This window comes from Ottowia flava (assembly GCF_008017535.1).
GTDB classification, from domain to species: Bacteria; Pseudomonadota; Gammaproteobacteria; order Burkholderiales; family Burkholderiaceae_C; genus Ottowia; species Ottowia flava.
Window position 1 is genome coordinate 125,707 of the sequence record NZ_VRUA01000004.1, and the last position, 15,711, is coordinate 141,417.

Consider the following 15,711-nt stretch of genomic DNA (forward strand, 5'->3'; position numbering starts at 1 on the left):
TGTCTCCTTAGGATGAGGTTTCACGGTTCCAGAGTTCGGCGTTGTGCTCGCCCAGCCCGGGCGCCCGACCTTTCACGGGCGGACGCACGCCATCGAACGACACGGGCAGCCCGACCACCTTGAGGTCCACTTCCGGCAGCGTGTGAAGGATGTCGATGGCGGCGGTCTGCGGATCGGCAAGCACCTGCTCGAAGTCCTGGATCGGCGCGCAGGGAATACCCACCGCTTCGAGCGCCTCGATCCAGTGCTGCGAGGGCTGCGTCAAGAAGATCGCCTCAAGTTCGGGCAGCAGAGCGGCCTTGTGCTTCACACGCGAAGCATTGCTCGCATACCGCTCGTCCGCCACCCAGTCCGGGCGCCCCACGACGCGCGCCAGCTTGGCGAACAGGCGGTCGTTGGCGGCGGCCACCACCACTTCGCCGTCCTGCGTCGACAGCGCCTGAAACACCACCACGTTCGGGTTGCCGCTGCGGTGCCGCTCGGGCTGGCGACCGGTCGCGTGGTAGCCCGCCATCATGACCTGGAGCCAACCCAGCGCGGTCTCGAACAGCGAGGTATCCACGGTGCCGCCCAGCCCCGTCTCCTTGCGCCGGTACAGCGCCGCGAGGCAGCCCAAGGCGGCCCAGATACCCGTGCCCAGATCAAGCACCTGCATGCCAACACGCGTGGAGGGACCATCCTGCGTTCCGTTCACACTGAACATGCCGGAGAACGCCTGCACCATGGGTTCGTACCCGGGACTCAGGTGGCGCGGCCCTGTGTGACCGAAGGCCCAAAGTGAGCAGTAGATCAGTTTCGGGTGCTGCGCACAGACCTCTTTCGCGCCCAACCCCAACTCTTCCAGCGAGCCCGGCCGCATGTTCTGGATCAGGACGTCGCATTCGCCGAGATAGGCCTTCAGCCTGGCGAGATGCTCCGGGTTCTTCAGGTCGGCGGTGACGCTGCGCTTGCCGTGGTTCATGGCCTGGAACGTCGTCGCCGTTCCGCGCCAGAAAGGCGGCCCCCAGCCGCGCGCGTCGTCGCCGGTTTCGGGGCGCTCGATCTTCACAACATCGGCGCCCAGCGAAGACAGGATCTCGCTGGCGTACGGCCCGGCGATGTTCTGCCCGATCTCCAGCACCTTGATGCCCGCCAGCGGAAGGGATGAAAGGTTCACGCTCATCTTTTTCAACGTCCTGTGAATCGGGGGGCGCGCTTTTCGAGGAAATGCGCCACCCCTTCCTTGAAATCCTCGGTGCCGCGGCATGCCGCCACCGCGGCGTCCGCGGCGCGCGTGGCCTGTCCCAAGGTCTGGTAGCGCGCCTCCAGCAGCTGCCGTTTCATCACCCGCACCGAACGCGGAGAGGAAAGCTGCGCAATGTCACGCGCCTGGGCCTGCACATGCTCCAGAAAGCCATCCGCCGGCAATGCCCGCGCAAGGCCGAGCTGGTCGGCCTCGGCGCCCAGGAAGGTTCGCCCCGTGAAGAGCAGATCGGCACAGGCCATCGGTCCGACGAGCCGGGGCAGCAGCCACGCGATGCCGTGCTCCGCGGCGAGCCCGCGTCTGGCGTAGGGGAAGCTCAGCTTGGCGTCCGCGACGACGTAGCGGAGATCGCAAAACAAGGCCAGGCAAAGGCCAACGCCCGACGCGGGGCCGTTGATGGCGGCGATCAAGGGCTTGTCGATGTCCCAGAAATAGCCGTACCGCTGCTGGCTGTCGTCGTCGCTGGCTTCTTGCGTCGCTGCTGGGCTGGCCGGCGCACGCTGGAGCACCTCCATGTCCATGCCGGCACAGAAAGCCCGCCCCGCGCCGGTCAGGACGATGCAGCGCACCGACTCGTCGGCCTGCGCCGCCCTCAGCGCATCGCGAAGTTCCCGCTCCAGGGTGGGGGTCCACGCATTGAGGCGCTCCGGCCTGTTGAAGACCAGGGTGGCGACGCCCTGGTCCGACATGTACCTCAGTTCCTCGTAGGCATTCATGCTTGTCTCCGTTGGGAGAAAGTGTTCCGTGAAGGCCAAATCGAGGCAATATGGCAATTTCGATGTGCGAAATTACGTAGATGACCAAACCACGCCACGCTTCGACGCGCACCACCACGAGAACCACTGGCCAGTTCGTGCGGACAACGAGCGGAAGCCGGTCGCTTGAGCGCGGGCTTTCTCTGCTTCGGGCTTTTCGCCTGGGCACGGGCGTGCTGACGAACGCGGAGCTCGCGGCCCGAACGGCGCTGCCGCGGCCGACGGTCAGCCGGCTGACGCGGTCCCTGGTGGATGCGGGCTTTCTGGTGTACGACCTGGACGAACAGGGTTACCGGCTCGGCGTCGTCGTGCAGAGCCTCGCGCTGGCCCACCGCTCGTCCCAGAGCGCGCTCGATCTGGCGCTGCCGCTCATGCGTGGCCTCGCCGAAGGTCGGCGCATCAACGTCGGCCTGGCCATTGCCGACCAGACGGACATGGTCTACCTGGACTCGGTCCGTTGGAGCCGAATGGGCTTGTTCCGTCGGCTCGTTCCGGGTTCACGCATTCCCATCGCGATCACCTCGCTGGGCCGCGCGCACCTGGCCGGATTGACGGCCACGGAACGCACTGCGTTGTTGGCCCGGCTGGCGCCGGAGTACGGCGCCGATTGGCGCAGGGTGGCAGCGTCAATCCGCCAGTCTTCGGCCCAGATCAAGCGCATGGGGTACTGCTGGGCCGAATGGCAAGCGGGCTCGGTGGCGATCGCAACGCCGATGCGCGATCCAGGTGGCCAGCGGTATGCGCTCAACATCAGCCTGCCCACCTACGAAGCCGCCGCGGAACCCCTGGCGACGGAGCACGGTGCGCTGCTGATGGCACTGGCCGGCGACATCCATGCCCGCTGGCGAGAGGCCTGGTCGTAGCGAGCGCACACAAGTGCCGTCCGGTCGTGTAGAGCGCGACGCTGCGACGGCACCAGATGGACGATGCATAAGCAAACAAAAAATGAATCGTTCGCTTTTGCGGCGCGAGGGCCCAGGATTGCAGGCCTGATTCCTCTCGTTTTCAAAGGCTCGAACATGACTTTCCACCGCCGCAACGCATTGCACGCGCTGGCCGCCACCGCCCTGCTCGCCAGTGGCGCACCCGCCTTCACGCAGCCGGCGCCGGTCACGCTGCTCAACGTCAGCTACGACCCGACGCGCGAGTTCTATGTGGACTTCAACAAGGCATTTGCTGCCCATTGGAAGGCCAAGACCGGGCAGGTGGTGACCGTCAAGCAGTCGCACGGCGGCTCGGGCAAACAGGCACGCTCGATCATCGACGGGCTGGACGCCGACGTCGCCACGCTGGCGCTGGCCGGCGACACGGACGCGCTGCACACGCACGGCCAGTGGGTGCCCAAGGACTGGCAAAAGCGCCTGCCGCACAACAGCTCGCCCTACACGTCGACCATCGTGCTGGTGGTGCGCGCGGGCAACCCCAAAGGCATCAAGGACTGGGACGATCTGGTCAAGCCCGGCATCAAGGTGATCACGCCCAACCCCAAGACCAGCGGCGGCGCACGCTGGAATTACCTGGCCGCGTGGGAATACGCCAAGCGCAAGTACGGCGGCGACGCCAAGGCCAAGGCCTTTGTGGCGCAGCTGTACCAGAACGTGCCGGTGTTGGACACGGGCGCGCGCGGCTCCACCATCACCTTCGGCCAGCGCAACCAGGGCGACGTGTTGATCGCGTGGGAGAACGAGGCCTACTTGCTGGAAAAGGAATTCGGCACCAAGTTCGACGTGGTCTACCCCAGCCTGTCGATCCTGGCCGAACCCGCCGTCACCGTGGTCGACAAGGCGGTGGACAAGAAGGGCACGCGCGCCGTGGCCCAGGCCTACCTGGAGTACCTGTACAGCGACGAAGGCCAGGACCTGGCGGGCAAGCATTTCTACCGCCCGATCTCGGACAAGGCGATCGCCAAGTACGCCAAGCAATTTCCGAAGCTGAACCTGTTCACCATCGACCAGGCGTTCGGCGGCTGGTCAACCGCCAGCCAGCAACACTTTGCCGACGGCGCCCAGTTCGACCAGATCTACACCCAGAAGTAAACCCGGGCGCACCCAGCGCCCACCTCAGGAGCCCCGCATGAGCAGCCGCAAGCCCTTTCCCGACCTCCGCACCACCGCGCGCACCCTAATCGGTGTGACCGCGCAAGCCTGGCAGGTGGAGATGGGCATGGGCTGCGGCCAGCCAACGCTCGTCCCCGGGCCACGGCGCCTGCGCAGCACCCGCGCGCGCCCTGCGGCGCGAGCGACAGCGCCGGTGGACGTCAGCGCCGGCCAGTGGCCTTACTGGCCAGCCTACCCCGGCCTGGCTGCGCACTGGCGCTGAGCGCACGTTGACACACGGGTCACCCATGCCCTTCACCCCACCGTTGACCCACTGGCACGCCGGCGAGCGCCGGCCCGGCGCCTGCGGCCAACGCGACGTCAACCCAGGCGTTGCCCGAGCAGCCGCTGTCGCCGGTCGACCCCATTCGCCCTCGCCTGCGGGGTGCGCTGCCACTTTGCACGCCATCGGTCGCAGCGAACGGATCGCCACCCTGGCCGCAGCCCGCATCGCCGTGCTGTTGGCCGGGTGGTGGCGTTGACATCGACAGGTGGACGCGGCCGTTCGTCGGTCGCTGCCTGACGGCACGCCGCGGCGAAGCCGCGAGCGGCACGCCCGCCTGGAGCCCCTTCATACCCCAATCGATATAACAAAACAAAAACAAAGTCGTTTGTTTTTGAAGGCCCGACTTCGACAATTTCGTTTTGCTCTATCGCAAGCTGCATTTCCATGAACAAAACCCTTCGAATCGGCCTCGGTGCCGTGGCCCTGGCCACAGCCTCCTTGGCGTCCGCGCAGACCAGCCTGCTGAACGTGTCCTACGACGTCGCGCGTGAGTTCTACAAGGACATCAACCCCGCCTTCATCGCGCACCACAAGAAGGCCACCGGCAAGGACATCAAGATCGACCAGTCGCACGCTGGCTCTAGCGCGCAGGCGCGCGCCGTCGCCGACGGGCTGGCCGCCGACGTGGTGACGATGAACACCACCACCGACATCGACTTCCTGGCCGACAAGGGCGTGGTGGCCAAGGACTGGCGCAAGCAATTCCCCAACGGTGCGGCGCCAACCACGTCGACCATGCTGTTCCTGGTGCGCAACGGCAACCCGAAGAACATCAAGGACTGGGACGATTTGATTCGCCCCGACGTGAAGGTCGTCGTCGTCAACCCCAAGACCGGGGGCAACGGCCGGCTGGCCTACCTGGCCGCCTGGGGTCAGGTGCGCGCCGAGGGCGGCAGCGACGCGCAGGCGCTGGACTACGTGACCAAGCTGTACAAAAACGTGCCGGTGCTGGCGCGCGGCGGGCGGGACGCAACCGGCGTGTTCCTGCAGCGCAACATCGGCGACGTGCTGATCACGTTTGAATCGGAAGTGGTGTCGGTCGACAACGAGTTCGGCAAGGGCAAGGTCGACGCGATTCACCCCAGCGCCAGCATCGTGGCCGAAAACCCGGTGGCCGTCGTCGAACGCACCGTGGCCAAGAAGGGCACGGCCGCCGACGCCAAGGCCTACCTCGACTTCCTGTACACGCCCGAAGCGCAGGAGATCGCGGCCAAGCACAACATCCGCCCGCGCAACGAAGCGATCTTGAAGAAGTACCCGCAGTTCAAGCCGCTGAAGCTGTTCACGGTGGACCAGTATTTCGGCTCGCTGGCCGAGGCGCAGAAGGTGCACTTCAACGACGGCGGGCAGTTCGACAAGTTGTATAGCGGGAAGTGATTCCCCCCCTGAGGCGCTGACGCGCCTTCCCCCCGCTCTCTTCGCGCTGCGCGCTGCGGGCGGGGGGACGCCGCCAGCGCCGCGGGAGCGGCCCTTGCGCAGCGGCTGCTGGGGTGGGTTGCGCTGGCTCGACATGCAGTGGGCTTTGGCCGCTGTTGTCGGGCTCACATGAACGGCCCACCTTTAACCGAATTCAAAGCCAAATCGGCCTCCAGCCCTACGCCCACTTGCGCAGCCAGCTATCAAATTGATATGAGCACCGCGATTCTTTCTTCACCCGGCATTGCGCCGCCGCCGCGTCGGCGCGCGGCGCGGCGCGTGTTGCCGGGCTTCAACCTGACGCTGGGCTACACGCTGCTGTACCTGGGCCTGATCGTGCTGATCCCGCTGTCGGCGCTGGTGTTCAAGACGCTGTCGATGAGCTGGGCGGACTTCTGGGCCGCCATCAGCGCGCCGCGCGTGCTGGCCTCGTTCCGGCTGACGTTCGGCGCCTCGCTGATCGCGGCGCTGGTCAACGTGGTGTTCGGCCTGCTGATCGCCTGGGTGCTGGTGCGCTACCAATTTCCAGGCAAGAAAATCGCCGACGCACTGGTCGATTTGCCCTTTGCGCTGCCCACCGCCGTGGCGGGCATTGCGCTGACCGCCATCCTGGCCGGCAACGGCTGGATCGGCCAGTATCTGGAGCCGCTGGGGATCGAACTGGCCTTCAAGCCCGCGGGCATCGTCGTCGCGCTGATCTTCATCGGTCTGCCCTTCGTCGTGCGCACGGTGCAACCGGTGCTGGAAGACACCGAGAAAGAACTGGAAGAGGCCGCCGCCTGCCTGGGCGCCACGCGCTGGCAGACCTTTTGGCGCGTGATCTTTCCGGCCATCGCGCCGGCGCTGCTGACGGGCTTTGCCATGGCGTTTGCGCGGGCGGTGGGCGAATACGGCTCGGTCATCTTCATCGCCGGCAACATGCCGATGGTCAGCGAGATCACGCCGTTGATCATCATCGGCAAGCTGGAGCAGTACGACTACGCCGGCGCCACCGCGGTCGCGTCGGTGATGCTGCTGATTTCCTTCATCCTGCTGCTGATCATCAACGGCCTGCAGGCTTGGGGCCGACGCCGCTACGGAGGTGCCGCATGAGCGCGGCTGTAGGCATCCCCAAGCGCGTGCGCACCACCGAATCGCGCGCGGTGCGCGCGCTGCTGATCGCGCTGGCGCTCGGCTTCATGGCGCTGTTTCTGGTGCTGCCGCTGGCGGCCGTGTTTGTCGAAGCGCTGCGCGGCGGCTGGGCGGCGTATTGGGACGCGCTGAAGGAGCCCGACGCGCTGGCCTCCATCCGCCTGACGCTGCTGACGGCCGCCATCGCCGTGCCGCTGAACCTGGTGTTCGGCGTGGCCGCGGCCTGGTGCATCGCCAAGTTCGACTTCCGCGGCAAGGCGTTTTTGACCACGCTGATCGACTTGCCGTTTTCCGTGTCGCCCGTGGTCGCCGGCCTGATCTACGTGCTGGTGTTCGGCGCGCAGGGCTGGCTGGGCCCGTGGCTGGCCGAGCACGATATCAAGATCGTGTTCGCCGTGCCGGGCATTGTGCTGGCCACGGTGTTCGTGACCTTCCCTTTCATCGCGCGCGAGCTGATCCCGCTGATGCAGGCGCAAGGCAGCGACGAAGAGCAGGCCGCGCAGGTGCTGGGCGCCAGCGGCTGGCAGACCTTCTGGCACGTCACCCTGCCGAACATCAAATGGGGCCTGATCTACGGCGTGATCCTGTGCAACGCGCGCGCCATGGGCGAGTTTGGCGCCGTGTCGGTGGTCAGCGGCCACATCCGCGGGCAGACCAACACCATGCCGCTGCACGTGGAGATTCTCTACAACGAATACCAGGGCGCGGCTGCGTTCGCGGTGGCGTCGCTGCTGGCGCTGCTGGCCATCGTCACGCTGGTGATCAAGACACTGGTCGAGTGGCGCCACGCGCGCGAGTTGAAGGCCAGCACCGAGCTGCCGCCCGAGCCGATCGTCGCGCCACCGCTCGCCACTTGAACATTTGAGTCAAATCCTGCTTCAGCGCTACAGCCACCAGCGCAAGCAGCTACAAAATCAAGAGTAATGACATGAGCATCGAGATCCGCCACGTCAACAAGAACTTCGGCAACTTTCGCGCGCTGAACGACGTCAGCCTGGACATCGGCTCGGGCGAACTGGTCGCGCTGCTCGGCCCCTCGGGCTGCGGCAAGACCACGCTGCTGCGCATCATCGCAGGGCTGGAATCGGCCGACGCGGGCAGCATCCTGTTCAGCGGCGCCGACACCACCAACGTGCACGTGCGCGAGCGCCAGGTCGGCTTTGTGTTCCAGCATTACGCGCTGTTCCGCCACATGACGGTGGCCGAAAACGTCGCCTTCGGCCTGCGCGTGAAGCCGCGCAGCCAGCGCCCGAGCGACGCGCAGATCCGGGCCAAGGTGACCGAGCTGCTGAAGCTGGTGCAACTCGACTGGCTGGCCGACCGCTACCCGTCGCAGCTGTCCGGCGGCCAGCGCCAGCGCATCGCCCTGGCGCGCGCGCTGGCCGTCGAGCCCAAGGTGCTGCTGCTGGACGAGCCCTTCGGCGCGCTGGACGCCAAGGTGCGCAAGGAACTGCGCCGCTGGCTGCGCCGCCTGCACGATGAGCTGCACGTCACCAGCATCTTCGTCACGCACGACCAGGAAGAAGCGCTGGAAGTGGCCGACCGCGTGGTCGTCATGAACAAGGGCCAGATCGAGCAGGTCGGCACGCCGCAGCAGGTGTGGGAACAGCCGGCCAGCCCCTTTGTGTACGGCTTTCTGGGCGATGTGAACCTGTTCCGCGGCCGCGCCAGCGGTGGCCAGATGCAGGTGGGCGACTGGCAAATCGCCGCGCCGGAGGTGGCGGGCGCGCTGGACGCCGACGCCATGGCCTTCGTGCGCCCGAGCGATCTGGCCGTCGTGCCCGACCTGCCCGGCGCCGAAGGCCTGCCGGTGCGCCTGGACCGCGCCCTGGTGGTCGGCCCGATGGCGCGATTGGAGCTGCTGGCCAATGCCGGCGACGCGCACGAACAGATCCTGGAAGCGCACCTGCCCGCCGACGAATACCGCCGCCTGGGCGTGGGCGAAGGCGACACCGTGCGCGTGGCCCCGCGCAAGGCGCGCGTGTTCCTGGAAGTGGCAGACGACCCGGCGACGATGATCTGACGCGCGGCGCTATCGCTGCAGTATCGATAGCTGCTTGCGCAGGTGGTTGTAGCGCCAACGCCGTTTTTGGCATGAATTGCCGGCACTGGGCGCCACGGGCACCGGCCACCACGCCGGGCCTTGTCGCTTTCCCTCATCGCCAAGTGCGCGGGGCCGCGCTATGCTGCCGGGCGACGCGCGCGCCGCGCGCGCATTCCATGCACTGACCGCATCTCACACAAGGAAGCCGCCATGACCATCCTCGTCGCCTACGTCGCGCGCCCCGAAGGCAAAGCCGCCCTGGACAAAGGCATCGAAATCGCCACCCGCCGCAATGAACCGCTGGTCGTCGTCAACGCCGGCCCCGGCGGGCGCGACGACGCGAGCGTGGTCGATGGTTACGAAGGTGAACGCGTGGCCGAACGCCTGGCCACGCTGTCGGTGCCGGCCGAGTTCAAGCACTTTGTGCGCGGCAAAAGCGCGGTGGAAGAAATCGACGAGCTGGTGCACCAGCTGCAGGTGTCGGTGTTGGTGATCGGCCTGCGCCGCCGCTCGGCCGTGGGCAAGCTGCTGCTGGGCAGCACGGCGCAGGAGATCCTGATGACCGTGTCCTGCCCCGTGCTGGCCGTGAAGGCCGACTGATCCTGTCTATCACCGTCGGCAATTCATTTTGGGCCAGAGGCACCTGTGACTGCAGATGCTTCCGGCCAACCAGTTCCCTGACTGATAAAACCATGAGCACTTACGAAGTTGTCAGAAAAGCCATTTCGAATAGGCAGATCGTTGTAGCCACGTACAAGGGACACCTTCGAGAAATGTGCCCCCACGTGATTGGGAAAAAGAACGGCCGCACTCAAGCGCTGTTCTATCAATTCGGCGGTACTAGTAGTAGTGGCGCAATCATCCCCGGCTCTCCCGAAAACTGGCGATGCATTCCGATCGACGACCTTATCAACGTATCCGTGAAAGACGGTCATTGGAGGACGGCCGACAATCATTCTCGCGCTCAAACATGCGTAGACGAGATTGATCTCGAGGTCGCCCTCTAACACTAGACGTTTGAGTCAAAGCCTCTTTGCGACGCAAGGAGGTTTGCCAATAAGCGCTTACTTTTTGATCAACGGGCAGCGCGACTGCGCCAGCGGCTGGAAGGCCTGATCGCCCGGAATGGTCTGCTGGATCTTGTAAAGATCCCATTCGCCCTTGGATTCGGTCGGCGTCTTGACCTGCACCAGCATCATGTCGTGCACCAAGCGGCCGTCGTCGCGGATCCTGCCCTTGCGCACCACGGCGTCGTTGACCTCGGTCGCCTTCATCCTGGCCATCACGGCCTGCGCCTCATCGGTGCCGGCGGCCTGCACGGCCCTCAGGTAGTGCAGCACGGCCGAGTACACGGCCGCCTGCATCATGGTCGGCATCTTCTTCATGCGGTCGAAGTAGCGCTTGGAAAATGCCCGCGTCTGCGCGTCCTGGTCCCAATAGAAGCCGGTGGTGATGTACATGCCCTGCGCGTTGGGCAGGCCCATGCCGTGCACCTCCGTCAACAGCGCCAACAGCGGCGTGAAGACCTGCTTGTTGGCGCCCGTGCCCAGGCCGAATTCGCGTGCCTGCTTGACGGTGTTCAGCGTGTCCGCGCCCGAGTTGGCCAGCCCGATCACCTGCGCCTTGGAGTTCTGCGCCTGCAGCAGGTAGGACGACATGTCGCTGGTGCCCACCGGGTGCTTGACGCTGCCCAGCACCTGGCCGCCGTTGGCCTGAACGATGGCGCGCGCGTCCTTTTCCAGCGCGGCGCCAAAGGCGTAGTCGGCGCTGATGAAGTACCAGCTCTTGAGCCCCTGCGCACTGAGCGCGCGTGCCGTACCCGTGGCCAGCGCGTAGGTATCGTACATCCAGTGCACGGTGCTCTTGTTGCACTGTTCGTTGGTGATGGCGGCCGAGCCGGCGCCGGTGACCAGGGCCAGCTTGCCCTTGTCGTCGGCGATTTTCTGCACCGCCAACGCCACGTTGGAAAAGGTCAGGTCGGTGATCATGTCGACCTGCTTGGTGTCGAACCACTCGCGCGCCAGGTTGGCGCCGATGTCGGTCTTGCCCTGGTGGTCGGCGCTGATCAGCTCGATCGGCTGACCCAGCACCTTCTTGTCCTTGGCGAAGTCCGCGATCGCCAGTTCGGCCGCGACCACCGAGCCGCGCCCCGAGTTGTCGGCCGACACGCCGGACATGTCGGTCAGCACGCCGATCTTGACCACGTTGTCGCTCGCACCCGCCGCGTGGGCCGCGGTCGCGGCCATCAACACCGCAGCCGCGCACCACGCCCCCACTTTGACCGTCTGCCGTTCGCCCTTGCCCATACCTGCTCCTCTCCAGTTGGTGAATTAGGTGCCTACGCTAGTCACGCACGACGGTCCCGTCAACCCGGAAAGAACCTGTCGCACTGGCGGAACGGGGCTGGGCAGCTTCATGCCGGCCGAAAAACGAGCACAAAAAAGCCCACCGGCGGGTAGGCTGCTTGGCTCGGCTCCGCGCCGATCAGAAGGGGATGTCGTCGTCCATGTCGTCGAAACCCGACGAGGACGATGGCGCAGGCGCGGGGGCTGCGCGGGGCGCGGGCGGGCGCGAAGCGGGTGCGGGCGCGGCGCGGCGCGGCGCGTCGTAGCCGCCACCTCCACCGCCGCCGCCGTAACCGCCCTCGTCTCCGGCACCTCCCATGCCCTGGCGGCTGCCCAGCATCTGCATGGTGTCGCCGCGGATTTCGGTGGAATAGCGGTCGGCGCCCGACTGATCCTGCCACTTGCGCGTGCGCAGGCTGCCTTCGACGTAGACCTGCGACCCTTTGCGCAGGTACTGCGCGGCGATTTCGGCCAGGCGGCCGTTGAACACGACCGAATGCCATTCGGTGTGCTCACGCATTTCGCCGCTCTGCTTGTCCTTCCACTTGTCGGTGGTGGCGATGCGCACGTTGCAGATCTGATCGCCACTCGGGAAGGTGCGCGTTTCAGGGTCGCGGCCCAGGTTGCCGACGATGATGACTTTGTTGACGGAGGCCATGGGATGGGTTCGCAGGTGCGGATCTCGGAAACGGCCAATTCTGACATGTCCGGCGAAACCCGCGTGTCAGAATGACCCGGCATGTCCGACGGCCAGAACCAAGACCCCGACTTCTACAGCCACCTGCGCAGCGAGCTCTCGGACGGCTGGCGCTGGGTGGACCGGGCGGTGGTACTGGCCTACGGCGCGGTCGCGGGCCTGGTGGTGGTGGCGTTCACCCTGCTCAGCTACATGGCCTACGGTTTCTATGAATCGCTGGCCGACACCGCACCCAAGTGGTTCCTGCTGCTGTGGACGCCGGCCGTGACCGCCGGCATCGTCTGGGTCACGCGGCGCTATTTCCCGCTGGCGGCGGGCTCGGGCATTCCGCAGGTGGTGGCGGCGCTGGACCCCGGGCTGGACGACGCCGGGCGTTCGCGCTTTGTCTCCCTCAAGTTGTCGGCGGCCAAGGTCGCACTGGCCTCCGCCGGACTGCTGGGCGGCCTGTCGGTCGGCCGTGAAGGGCCGTCGGTGCAGGTGGCCGCCGGCGTCATGCTGCACTGCCAGCGCTGGATGCGGCACCGCCAGGCGCTGATCAACCCCTACATGCTGCTGGTGGCGGGCGGCGCGGCGGGGATCGCCGCCGCCTTCAACGCGCCGCTGGCGGGGGTGGTGTTCGCCATCGAAGAGCTGTCGCGCAAGTTCGAGGCGCGCTACAGCGGCGTGATCATCGCGGCCATCGTGCTGGCCGGCCTGATGGGTGTGTCGGCCTTCGGCAACTCGGCGTACTTCGGCTCGATCGAGGTCGCCCCGCTGGGGTTGCGGCACATCGTGCCGTCACTGCTGGTCGCCATGGTGTGTGGCCTGGCGGGCGGGCTGTTTTCCAAGCTGCTGATCATTTCGCTCAGCGGCCAGTCGACCGACCGGCTCAGTGCGTTGCGGCGTGCGCGGCCGGTGGCCTTTGCGGCGCTGGTCGGACTGCTCATCGCCATCATCGGCTTGTCCACGGGCGGCATGACCACGGGCAGCGGCACCGAAGCAGCGCGCCACCTGCTGCACGCCGAGTCGCCCGTCCCCGGCGCCGAGGTGTTCGGCGTGATGAAGTTCATCACCACCTGGCTGACGGCCTGGACCGGCGTGCCGGGCGGCCTGTTCGCGCCGTCGCTGTCGGTCGGTGCCGGGCTGGGTTACGACGTCTCGCTGCTGACGCAGGGCGACGTCAACGTCGCCCTGGTGGCCATGGGCATGGCTGGCTTTCTGGCCGCGGTGACGCAGGCGCCGCTCACGGCCTTCATCATCGTGATGGAGATGATCGACGGGCGCCCGGTGGTGCTGTCCCTGATGGCGGTGGCGATGATCTCGGCCGCCATCTCGCGCATGATCAGCCGTCCGCTCTATGAAACGCTGGCCTCACGCATGCTGGCGGGCGCGATCGCCGCGCAGGCCAGCGAAGCTGCGGCTAAGGCGCGGGCGGCGGGGGCGTTGACGGATCCCCCTGCTGCGCCTGAGCCGGCACCGGCTGACCCCAGCCCAGCAGCAGCCACACCAGCGCCAGCGCCGACGTCGCCGCAAACACCCCCGTCGGCCCCCACGCCTTGAGCGCCAGACCGCCCAAGGCGCCGCCGGCAAACAGGCCCAGGGACTGCAGCGTGTTGTAGACGCCCAGCGCCGCACCGCGCGCGTGGGCCGGCGCCATGCGCGAGATCAGGCTCGGCTGGCTGGCCTCCAGGATGTTGAAGGCCACAAAGAATCCGAACAGCGCGATGCCCAGCGCCCACACGCCCGGCTGGCGCGGCGCCAGCACCAGCAGCGCCACCTGCACCACGAACAGCAGCGCCACCGCACCCCGCAGCACCAGACGCAGCTGGCCGCGCCGCTCCAGCGCGAAAAGGCCGCCCAGCAACAGGAAGGACACGCCCACGGCGGGCAGGTAGACGTGCCAGTGCTCGGCCTTGGGCACGCCGGCCTGTACCAGCAGTGCCGGCACCACGCCCCACATCGCCATCTGCACGGTGTGCAGCACGAACACGCCCAAATCCAGCCGCCACAACTTGGGGTGCAGCCACACGTCGGACAGCTTGCCGCGCGGCATGTCGGCGTGGCGCGCGGGCTCGGCCGGGGTCCACAGCAGGACCACGGCGATGCCGGCCAGTGCCAGCAGCGCGGTCAGCCAGAACAGGCCCGACAGCCCGATGGCGCCGGCCAGCGGCGGCGCGGCCATCAGCGAAATCGCAAACGTCAGCCCGATGCTGGCACCCACCAGCGCCATGCCCTTGGTGCGCACCTCGTCGCGCGTCAGGTCGGCCAGCAGCGCCGTCACCGCGGCCGACACCGCGCCGGCGCCCTGCACGGCGCGGCCGACCGCCAGCCATTGCACGGTGGGGGCCAGCGCGGCCAGCGCGCTGCCCACGGCGAACACCACCAGGCCCAGCACGATGATCTTCTTGCGCCCGAAGCGGTCGGACGCCAGACCCAGCGGCACCTGCATCACCGCCTGCGTCAGGCCGTACACGCCCATGGCCAGGCCGATCAGCGCCGGGTCGTTGCCGCCGGGCAGCTTGGCCGCCTCCAGCGCGAACACGGGCAGCACCAGGAACAGACCCAGCATGCGCAGCGCGAAGATCGCCGCCATCGAGAAGCTGGCGCGCCGTTCGGCGGGGGTCATGCGGTGGGCAGGGGCGGCGTCGGCCGCGGAGCGGGAAGCGTGGGGAGCGGACATGCAGGCAAAGGCGTGTGGGCGCCAAGGGGCGCCAGCCGGGGGCTATTGTCCCGCATCGATGTGCGGGGGCGCCCGGCGCGCCTGCGGTCGGTGGCGGCTCAGGCGGCGAACAGGTGGGTGCGAGCCCCGAGCGTCTGCCGAGCCATCTTCATTTTGCTATGTTTTCAATAGCTGCTTGCGCAGATGACTGTAGGACTGGAGGCATATTTCCCTAAAAACCTTGCGGTTGATGCCGCGCCAGGTATCGGCGGGCAGCAGCGGCCGCTCAGCCGGCCAGCGGCGCGCCGTCGACGAACACGCGCAGCTCGCCCGGCGCGAACGTCGTCCAGGTCTCGTTGCGCGTCAGCGGCGTGGTGGCGACCACGGCCACGCGGTCCTGCGGCGTGGTGTGCTGGGCGAAATCGATGGCCAGGTCTTCGTCGGCCAGTTGGGCGCTGGCAAAGGGGTGCTGGCGCACGATGTAGCACAGCTTGGTCGACGCGTGCGCCCACAGCGCCTCGCCGTTGGACAGCAGAAAGTTGAAGGTGCCGTGGCGCGCCACCCGCGGCACCAGTTCGCGCAGCGTGCGCGTCAGCTCATCCACCGGGGGCAGGCTGGCGTGCGACTTGGCCAGCTCCTGCATCAGCCAGCAGAAGGCCTGTTCGCTGTCGGTGCTGCCGACAGGATGAAAGTGGCCGTGCAGGTGCGGCGCGTAGTCCTTGAGGTCGCCGTTGTGGGCGAACACCCAGTAGCGGCCCCACAGCTCGCGCACGAAAGGGTGGCAGTTTTCCAGCCGCACCTCGCCCACGGTGGCCTTGCGGATGTGCGAGATGACGTTGCGGCTCTGGATCGGGTAGCCGCGCACGAACTTTGCCAGGCCGGAGTCGCAGGCCGGCTCGACGTCGACGAACTGGCGCACGCCGGCGCCTTCAAAAAAAGCGATGCCCCAGCCGTCGGCGTGGTGGTCGGTGCGGCCGCCGCGCTGGGCGAAACCGGCGAAGCTGAAGGTCACGTCGGTCGGCGTGTTGCAGTTCATTCCGAGCAGCTGGCACATGGCGAC

The 15,711-nt window shown here is 67.0% G+C and carries 16 protein-coding genes and 1 pseudogene; 11 read left to right on the forward strand and 6 right to left on the reverse strand.

Annotation, left to right across the window (positions count from 1 at the left end; genetic code table 11):
- Window positions 1–7: 7 nt before the first annotated feature.
- Both FVQ98_RS06690 and FVQ98_RS06695 read right to left on the reverse strand, forming a co-directional pair.
- Window positions 8–1,156: a CaiB/BaiF CoA transferase family protein gene (locus FVQ98_RS06690; protein ID WP_222707575.1), complete on the reverse strand. Its 1,149-nt coding sequence runs from the start codon at window positions 1,154–1,156 to the stop codon at window positions 8–10.
- Between the two features lie 11 nt (window positions 1,157–1,167).
- A complete protein-coding gene (locus FVQ98_RS06695; protein ID WP_147912657.1) occupies window positions 1,168–1,959 on the reverse strand; it encodes an enoyl-CoA hydratase-related protein in 792 nt (263 codons plus the stop codon).
- A gap of 80 nt (window positions 1,960–2,039) precedes the next feature.
- Here FVQ98_RS06695 and FVQ98_RS06700 point away from each other — a divergent pair, with 80 nt between their 5' ends.
- The 10 genes from FVQ98_RS06700 to FVQ98_RS06745 all read left to right on the forward strand — a co-directional run bounded on the left by FVQ98_RS06700 (window position 2,040) and on the right by FVQ98_RS06745 (window position 9,978).
- Window positions 2,040–2,861, forward strand: coding sequence for an IclR family transcriptional regulator (locus FVQ98_RS06700; protein WP_147912658.1), 822 nt, complete (start codon window positions 2,040–2,042; stop codon window positions 2,859–2,861).
- A gap of 156 nt (window positions 2,862–3,017) precedes the next feature.
- Window positions 3,018–4,034 (forward strand): sulfate ABC transporter substrate-binding protein, encoded by a 1,017-nt coding sequence (locus tag FVQ98_RS06705; protein ID WP_147912659.1) that lies wholly within the window; start codon window positions 3,018–3,020, stop codon window positions 4,032–4,034.
- Between the two features lie 37 nt (window positions 4,035–4,071).
- The gene (locus FVQ98_RS06710; protein ID WP_147912660.1) at window positions 4,072–4,317 is read left to right on the forward strand and encodes a hypothetical protein; all 246 of its coding nucleotides are present in this window, start codon (window positions 4,072–4,074) and stop codon (window positions 4,315–4,317) included.
- Window positions 4,318–4,342: 25 nt separating this feature from the next.
- Window positions 4,343–4,576, forward strand: coding sequence for a hypothetical protein (locus tag FVQ98_RS06715; protein WP_147912661.1), 234 nt, complete (start codon window positions 4,343–4,345; stop codon window positions 4,574–4,576).
- A 188-nt stretch (window positions 4,577–4,764) separates the two neighbouring features.
- The gene (locus FVQ98_RS06720; RefSeq protein WP_147912662.1) at window positions 4,765–5,757 is read left to right on the forward strand and encodes a sulfate ABC transporter substrate-binding protein; all 993 of its coding nucleotides are present in this window, start codon (window positions 4,765–4,767) and stop codon (window positions 5,755–5,757) included.
- 252 nt (window positions 5,758–6,009) lie between these two features.
- Window positions 6,010–6,888 carry a sulfate ABC transporter permease subunit CysT gene (cysT, locus tag FVQ98_RS06725; protein ID WP_187265657.1) on the forward strand — a complete coding sequence of 293 codons (879 nt, stop codon included), beginning with the start codon at window positions 6,010–6,012 and terminating at the stop codon, window positions 6,886–6,888.
- Complete coding sequence (cysW, locus tag FVQ98_RS06730) at window positions 6,885–7,784, forward strand: sulfate ABC transporter permease subunit CysW (protein WP_147912663.1); 900 nt, start codon at window positions 6,885–6,887, stop codon at window positions 7,782–7,784. Before cysT ends, cysW begins: the two co-directional genes overlap by 4 nt.
- Window positions 7,785–7,855: 71 nt before the next feature.
- On the forward strand, window positions 7,856–8,950 hold the full coding sequence (locus tag FVQ98_RS06735) for a sulfate/molybdate ABC transporter ATP-binding protein (RefSeq protein WP_147912664.1): 1,095 nt from the start codon (window positions 7,856–7,858) through the stop codon (window positions 8,948–8,950).
- 231 nt (window positions 8,951–9,181) lie between these two features.
- On the forward strand, window positions 9,182–9,571 hold the full coding sequence (locus FVQ98_RS06740; protein ID WP_147912665.1) for a universal stress protein: 390 nt from the start codon (window positions 9,182–9,184) through the stop codon (window positions 9,569–9,571).
- Window positions 9,572–9,663: 92 nt separating this feature from the next.
- A complete protein-coding gene (locus tag FVQ98_RS06745) occupies window positions 9,664–9,978 on the forward strand; it encodes a hypothetical protein (protein ID WP_147912666.1) in 315 nt (104 codons plus the stop codon).
- A gap of 57 nt (window positions 9,979–10,035) precedes the next feature.
- Here FVQ98_RS06745 and FVQ98_RS06750 read toward each other — a convergent pair whose 3' ends face one another.
- Together FVQ98_RS06750 and ssb are read right to left on the reverse strand one after the other, a co-directional pair.
- A complete protein-coding gene (locus tag FVQ98_RS06750; RefSeq protein ID WP_187265658.1) occupies window positions 10,036–11,277 on the reverse strand; it encodes an ABC transporter substrate-binding protein in 1,242 nt (413 codons plus the stop codon).
- Window positions 11,278–11,455: 178 nt separating this feature from the next.
- Window positions 11,456–11,974: a single-stranded DNA-binding protein gene (gene ssb / locus FVQ98_RS06755; RefSeq protein ID WP_147912667.1), complete on the reverse strand. Its 519-nt coding sequence runs from the start codon at window positions 11,972–11,974 to the stop codon at window positions 11,456–11,458.
- 81 nt (window positions 11,975–12,055) lie between these two features.
- Here ssb and FVQ98_RS06760 point away from each other — a divergent pair.
- A pseudogene (locus tag FVQ98_RS06760) lies at window positions 12,056–13,477 on the forward strand (chloride channel protein); the annotation flags it as partial.
- On the opposite strand, the gene FVQ98_RS06765 reads toward FVQ98_RS06760, so the two are convergent.
- The gene (locus FVQ98_RS06765; protein WP_147912760.1) at window positions 13,413–14,618 is read right to left on the reverse strand and encodes an MFS transporter; all 1,206 of its coding nucleotides are present in this window, start codon (window positions 14,616–14,618) and stop codon (window positions 13,413–13,415) included. The pseudogene FVQ98_RS06760 and the gene FVQ98_RS06765 sit on opposite strands and share 65 nt — an antisense overlap.
- 319 nt (window positions 14,619–14,937) lie before the next feature.
- Entirely contained in the window at window positions 14,938–15,705 is a 768-nt protein-coding gene (locus FVQ98_RS06770) for a class II glutamine amidotransferase (protein WP_147912668.1), read from the reverse strand.
- Window positions 15,706–15,711: the final 6 nt, after the last annotated feature.

Excerpts from the sequence above, each read along its gene's own strand:
- FVQ98_RS06750 (WP_187265658.1), bottom strand. The coding sequence starts at position 11,277 with ATGGGCAAGGGCGAACGGCAGACGGTCAAAGTGGGGGCGTGGTGCGCG.
- FVQ98_RS06770 (WP_147912668.1), bottom strand. The coding sequence starts at position 15,705 with ATGTGCCAGCTGCTCGGAATGAACTGCAACACGCCGACCGACGTGACC.
- FVQ98_RS06765 (WP_147912760.1), bottom strand. The coding sequence starts at position 14,618 with ATGACCCCCGCCGAACGGCGCGCCAGCTTCTCGATGGCGGCGATCTTC.
- FVQ98_RS06710 (WP_147912660.1), top strand. The coding sequence starts at position 4,072 with ATGAGCAGCCGCAAGCCCTTTCCCGACCTCCGCACCACCGCGCGCACC.
- FVQ98_RS06705 (WP_147912659.1), top strand. The coding sequence starts at position 3,018 with ATGACTTTCCACCGCCGCAACGCATTGCACGCGCTGGCCGCCACCGCC.
- cysT (WP_187265657.1), top strand. The coding sequence starts at position 6,010 with ATGAGCACCGCGATTCTTTCTTCACCCGGCATTGCGCCGCCGCCGCGT.
- FVQ98_RS06745 (WP_147912666.1), top strand. The coding sequence starts at position 9,664 with ATGAGCACTTACGAAGTTGTCAGAAAAGCCATTTCGAATAGGCAGATC.
- FVQ98_RS06740 (WP_147912665.1), top strand. The coding sequence starts at position 9,182 with ATGACCATCCTCGTCGCCTACGTCGCGCGCCCCGAAGGCAAAGCCGCC.
- cysW (WP_147912663.1), top strand. The coding sequence starts at position 6,885 with ATGAGCGCGGCTGTAGGCATCCCCAAGCGCGTGCGCACCACCGAATCG.
- FVQ98_RS06695 (WP_147912657.1), bottom strand. The coding sequence starts at position 1,959 with ATGAATGCCTACGAGGAACTGAGGTACATGTCGGACCAGGGCGTCGCC.
- FVQ98_RS06715 (WP_147912661.1), top strand. The coding sequence starts at position 4,343 with ATGCCCTTCACCCCACCGTTGACCCACTGGCACGCCGGCGAGCGCCGG.
- FVQ98_RS06700 (WP_147912658.1), top strand. The coding sequence starts at position 2,040 with ATGACCAAACCACGCCACGCTTCGACGCGCACCACCACGAGAACCACT.
- FVQ98_RS06720 (WP_147912662.1), top strand. The coding sequence starts at position 4,765 with ATGAACAAAACCCTTCGAATCGGCCTCGGTGCCGTGGCCCTGGCCACA.
- ssb (WP_147912667.1), bottom strand. The coding sequence starts at position 11,974 with ATGGCCTCCGTCAACAAAGTCATCATCGTCGGCAACCTGGGCCGCGAC.
- FVQ98_RS06735 (WP_147912664.1), top strand. The coding sequence starts at position 7,856 with ATGAGCATCGAGATCCGCCACGTCAACAAGAACTTCGGCAACTTTCGC.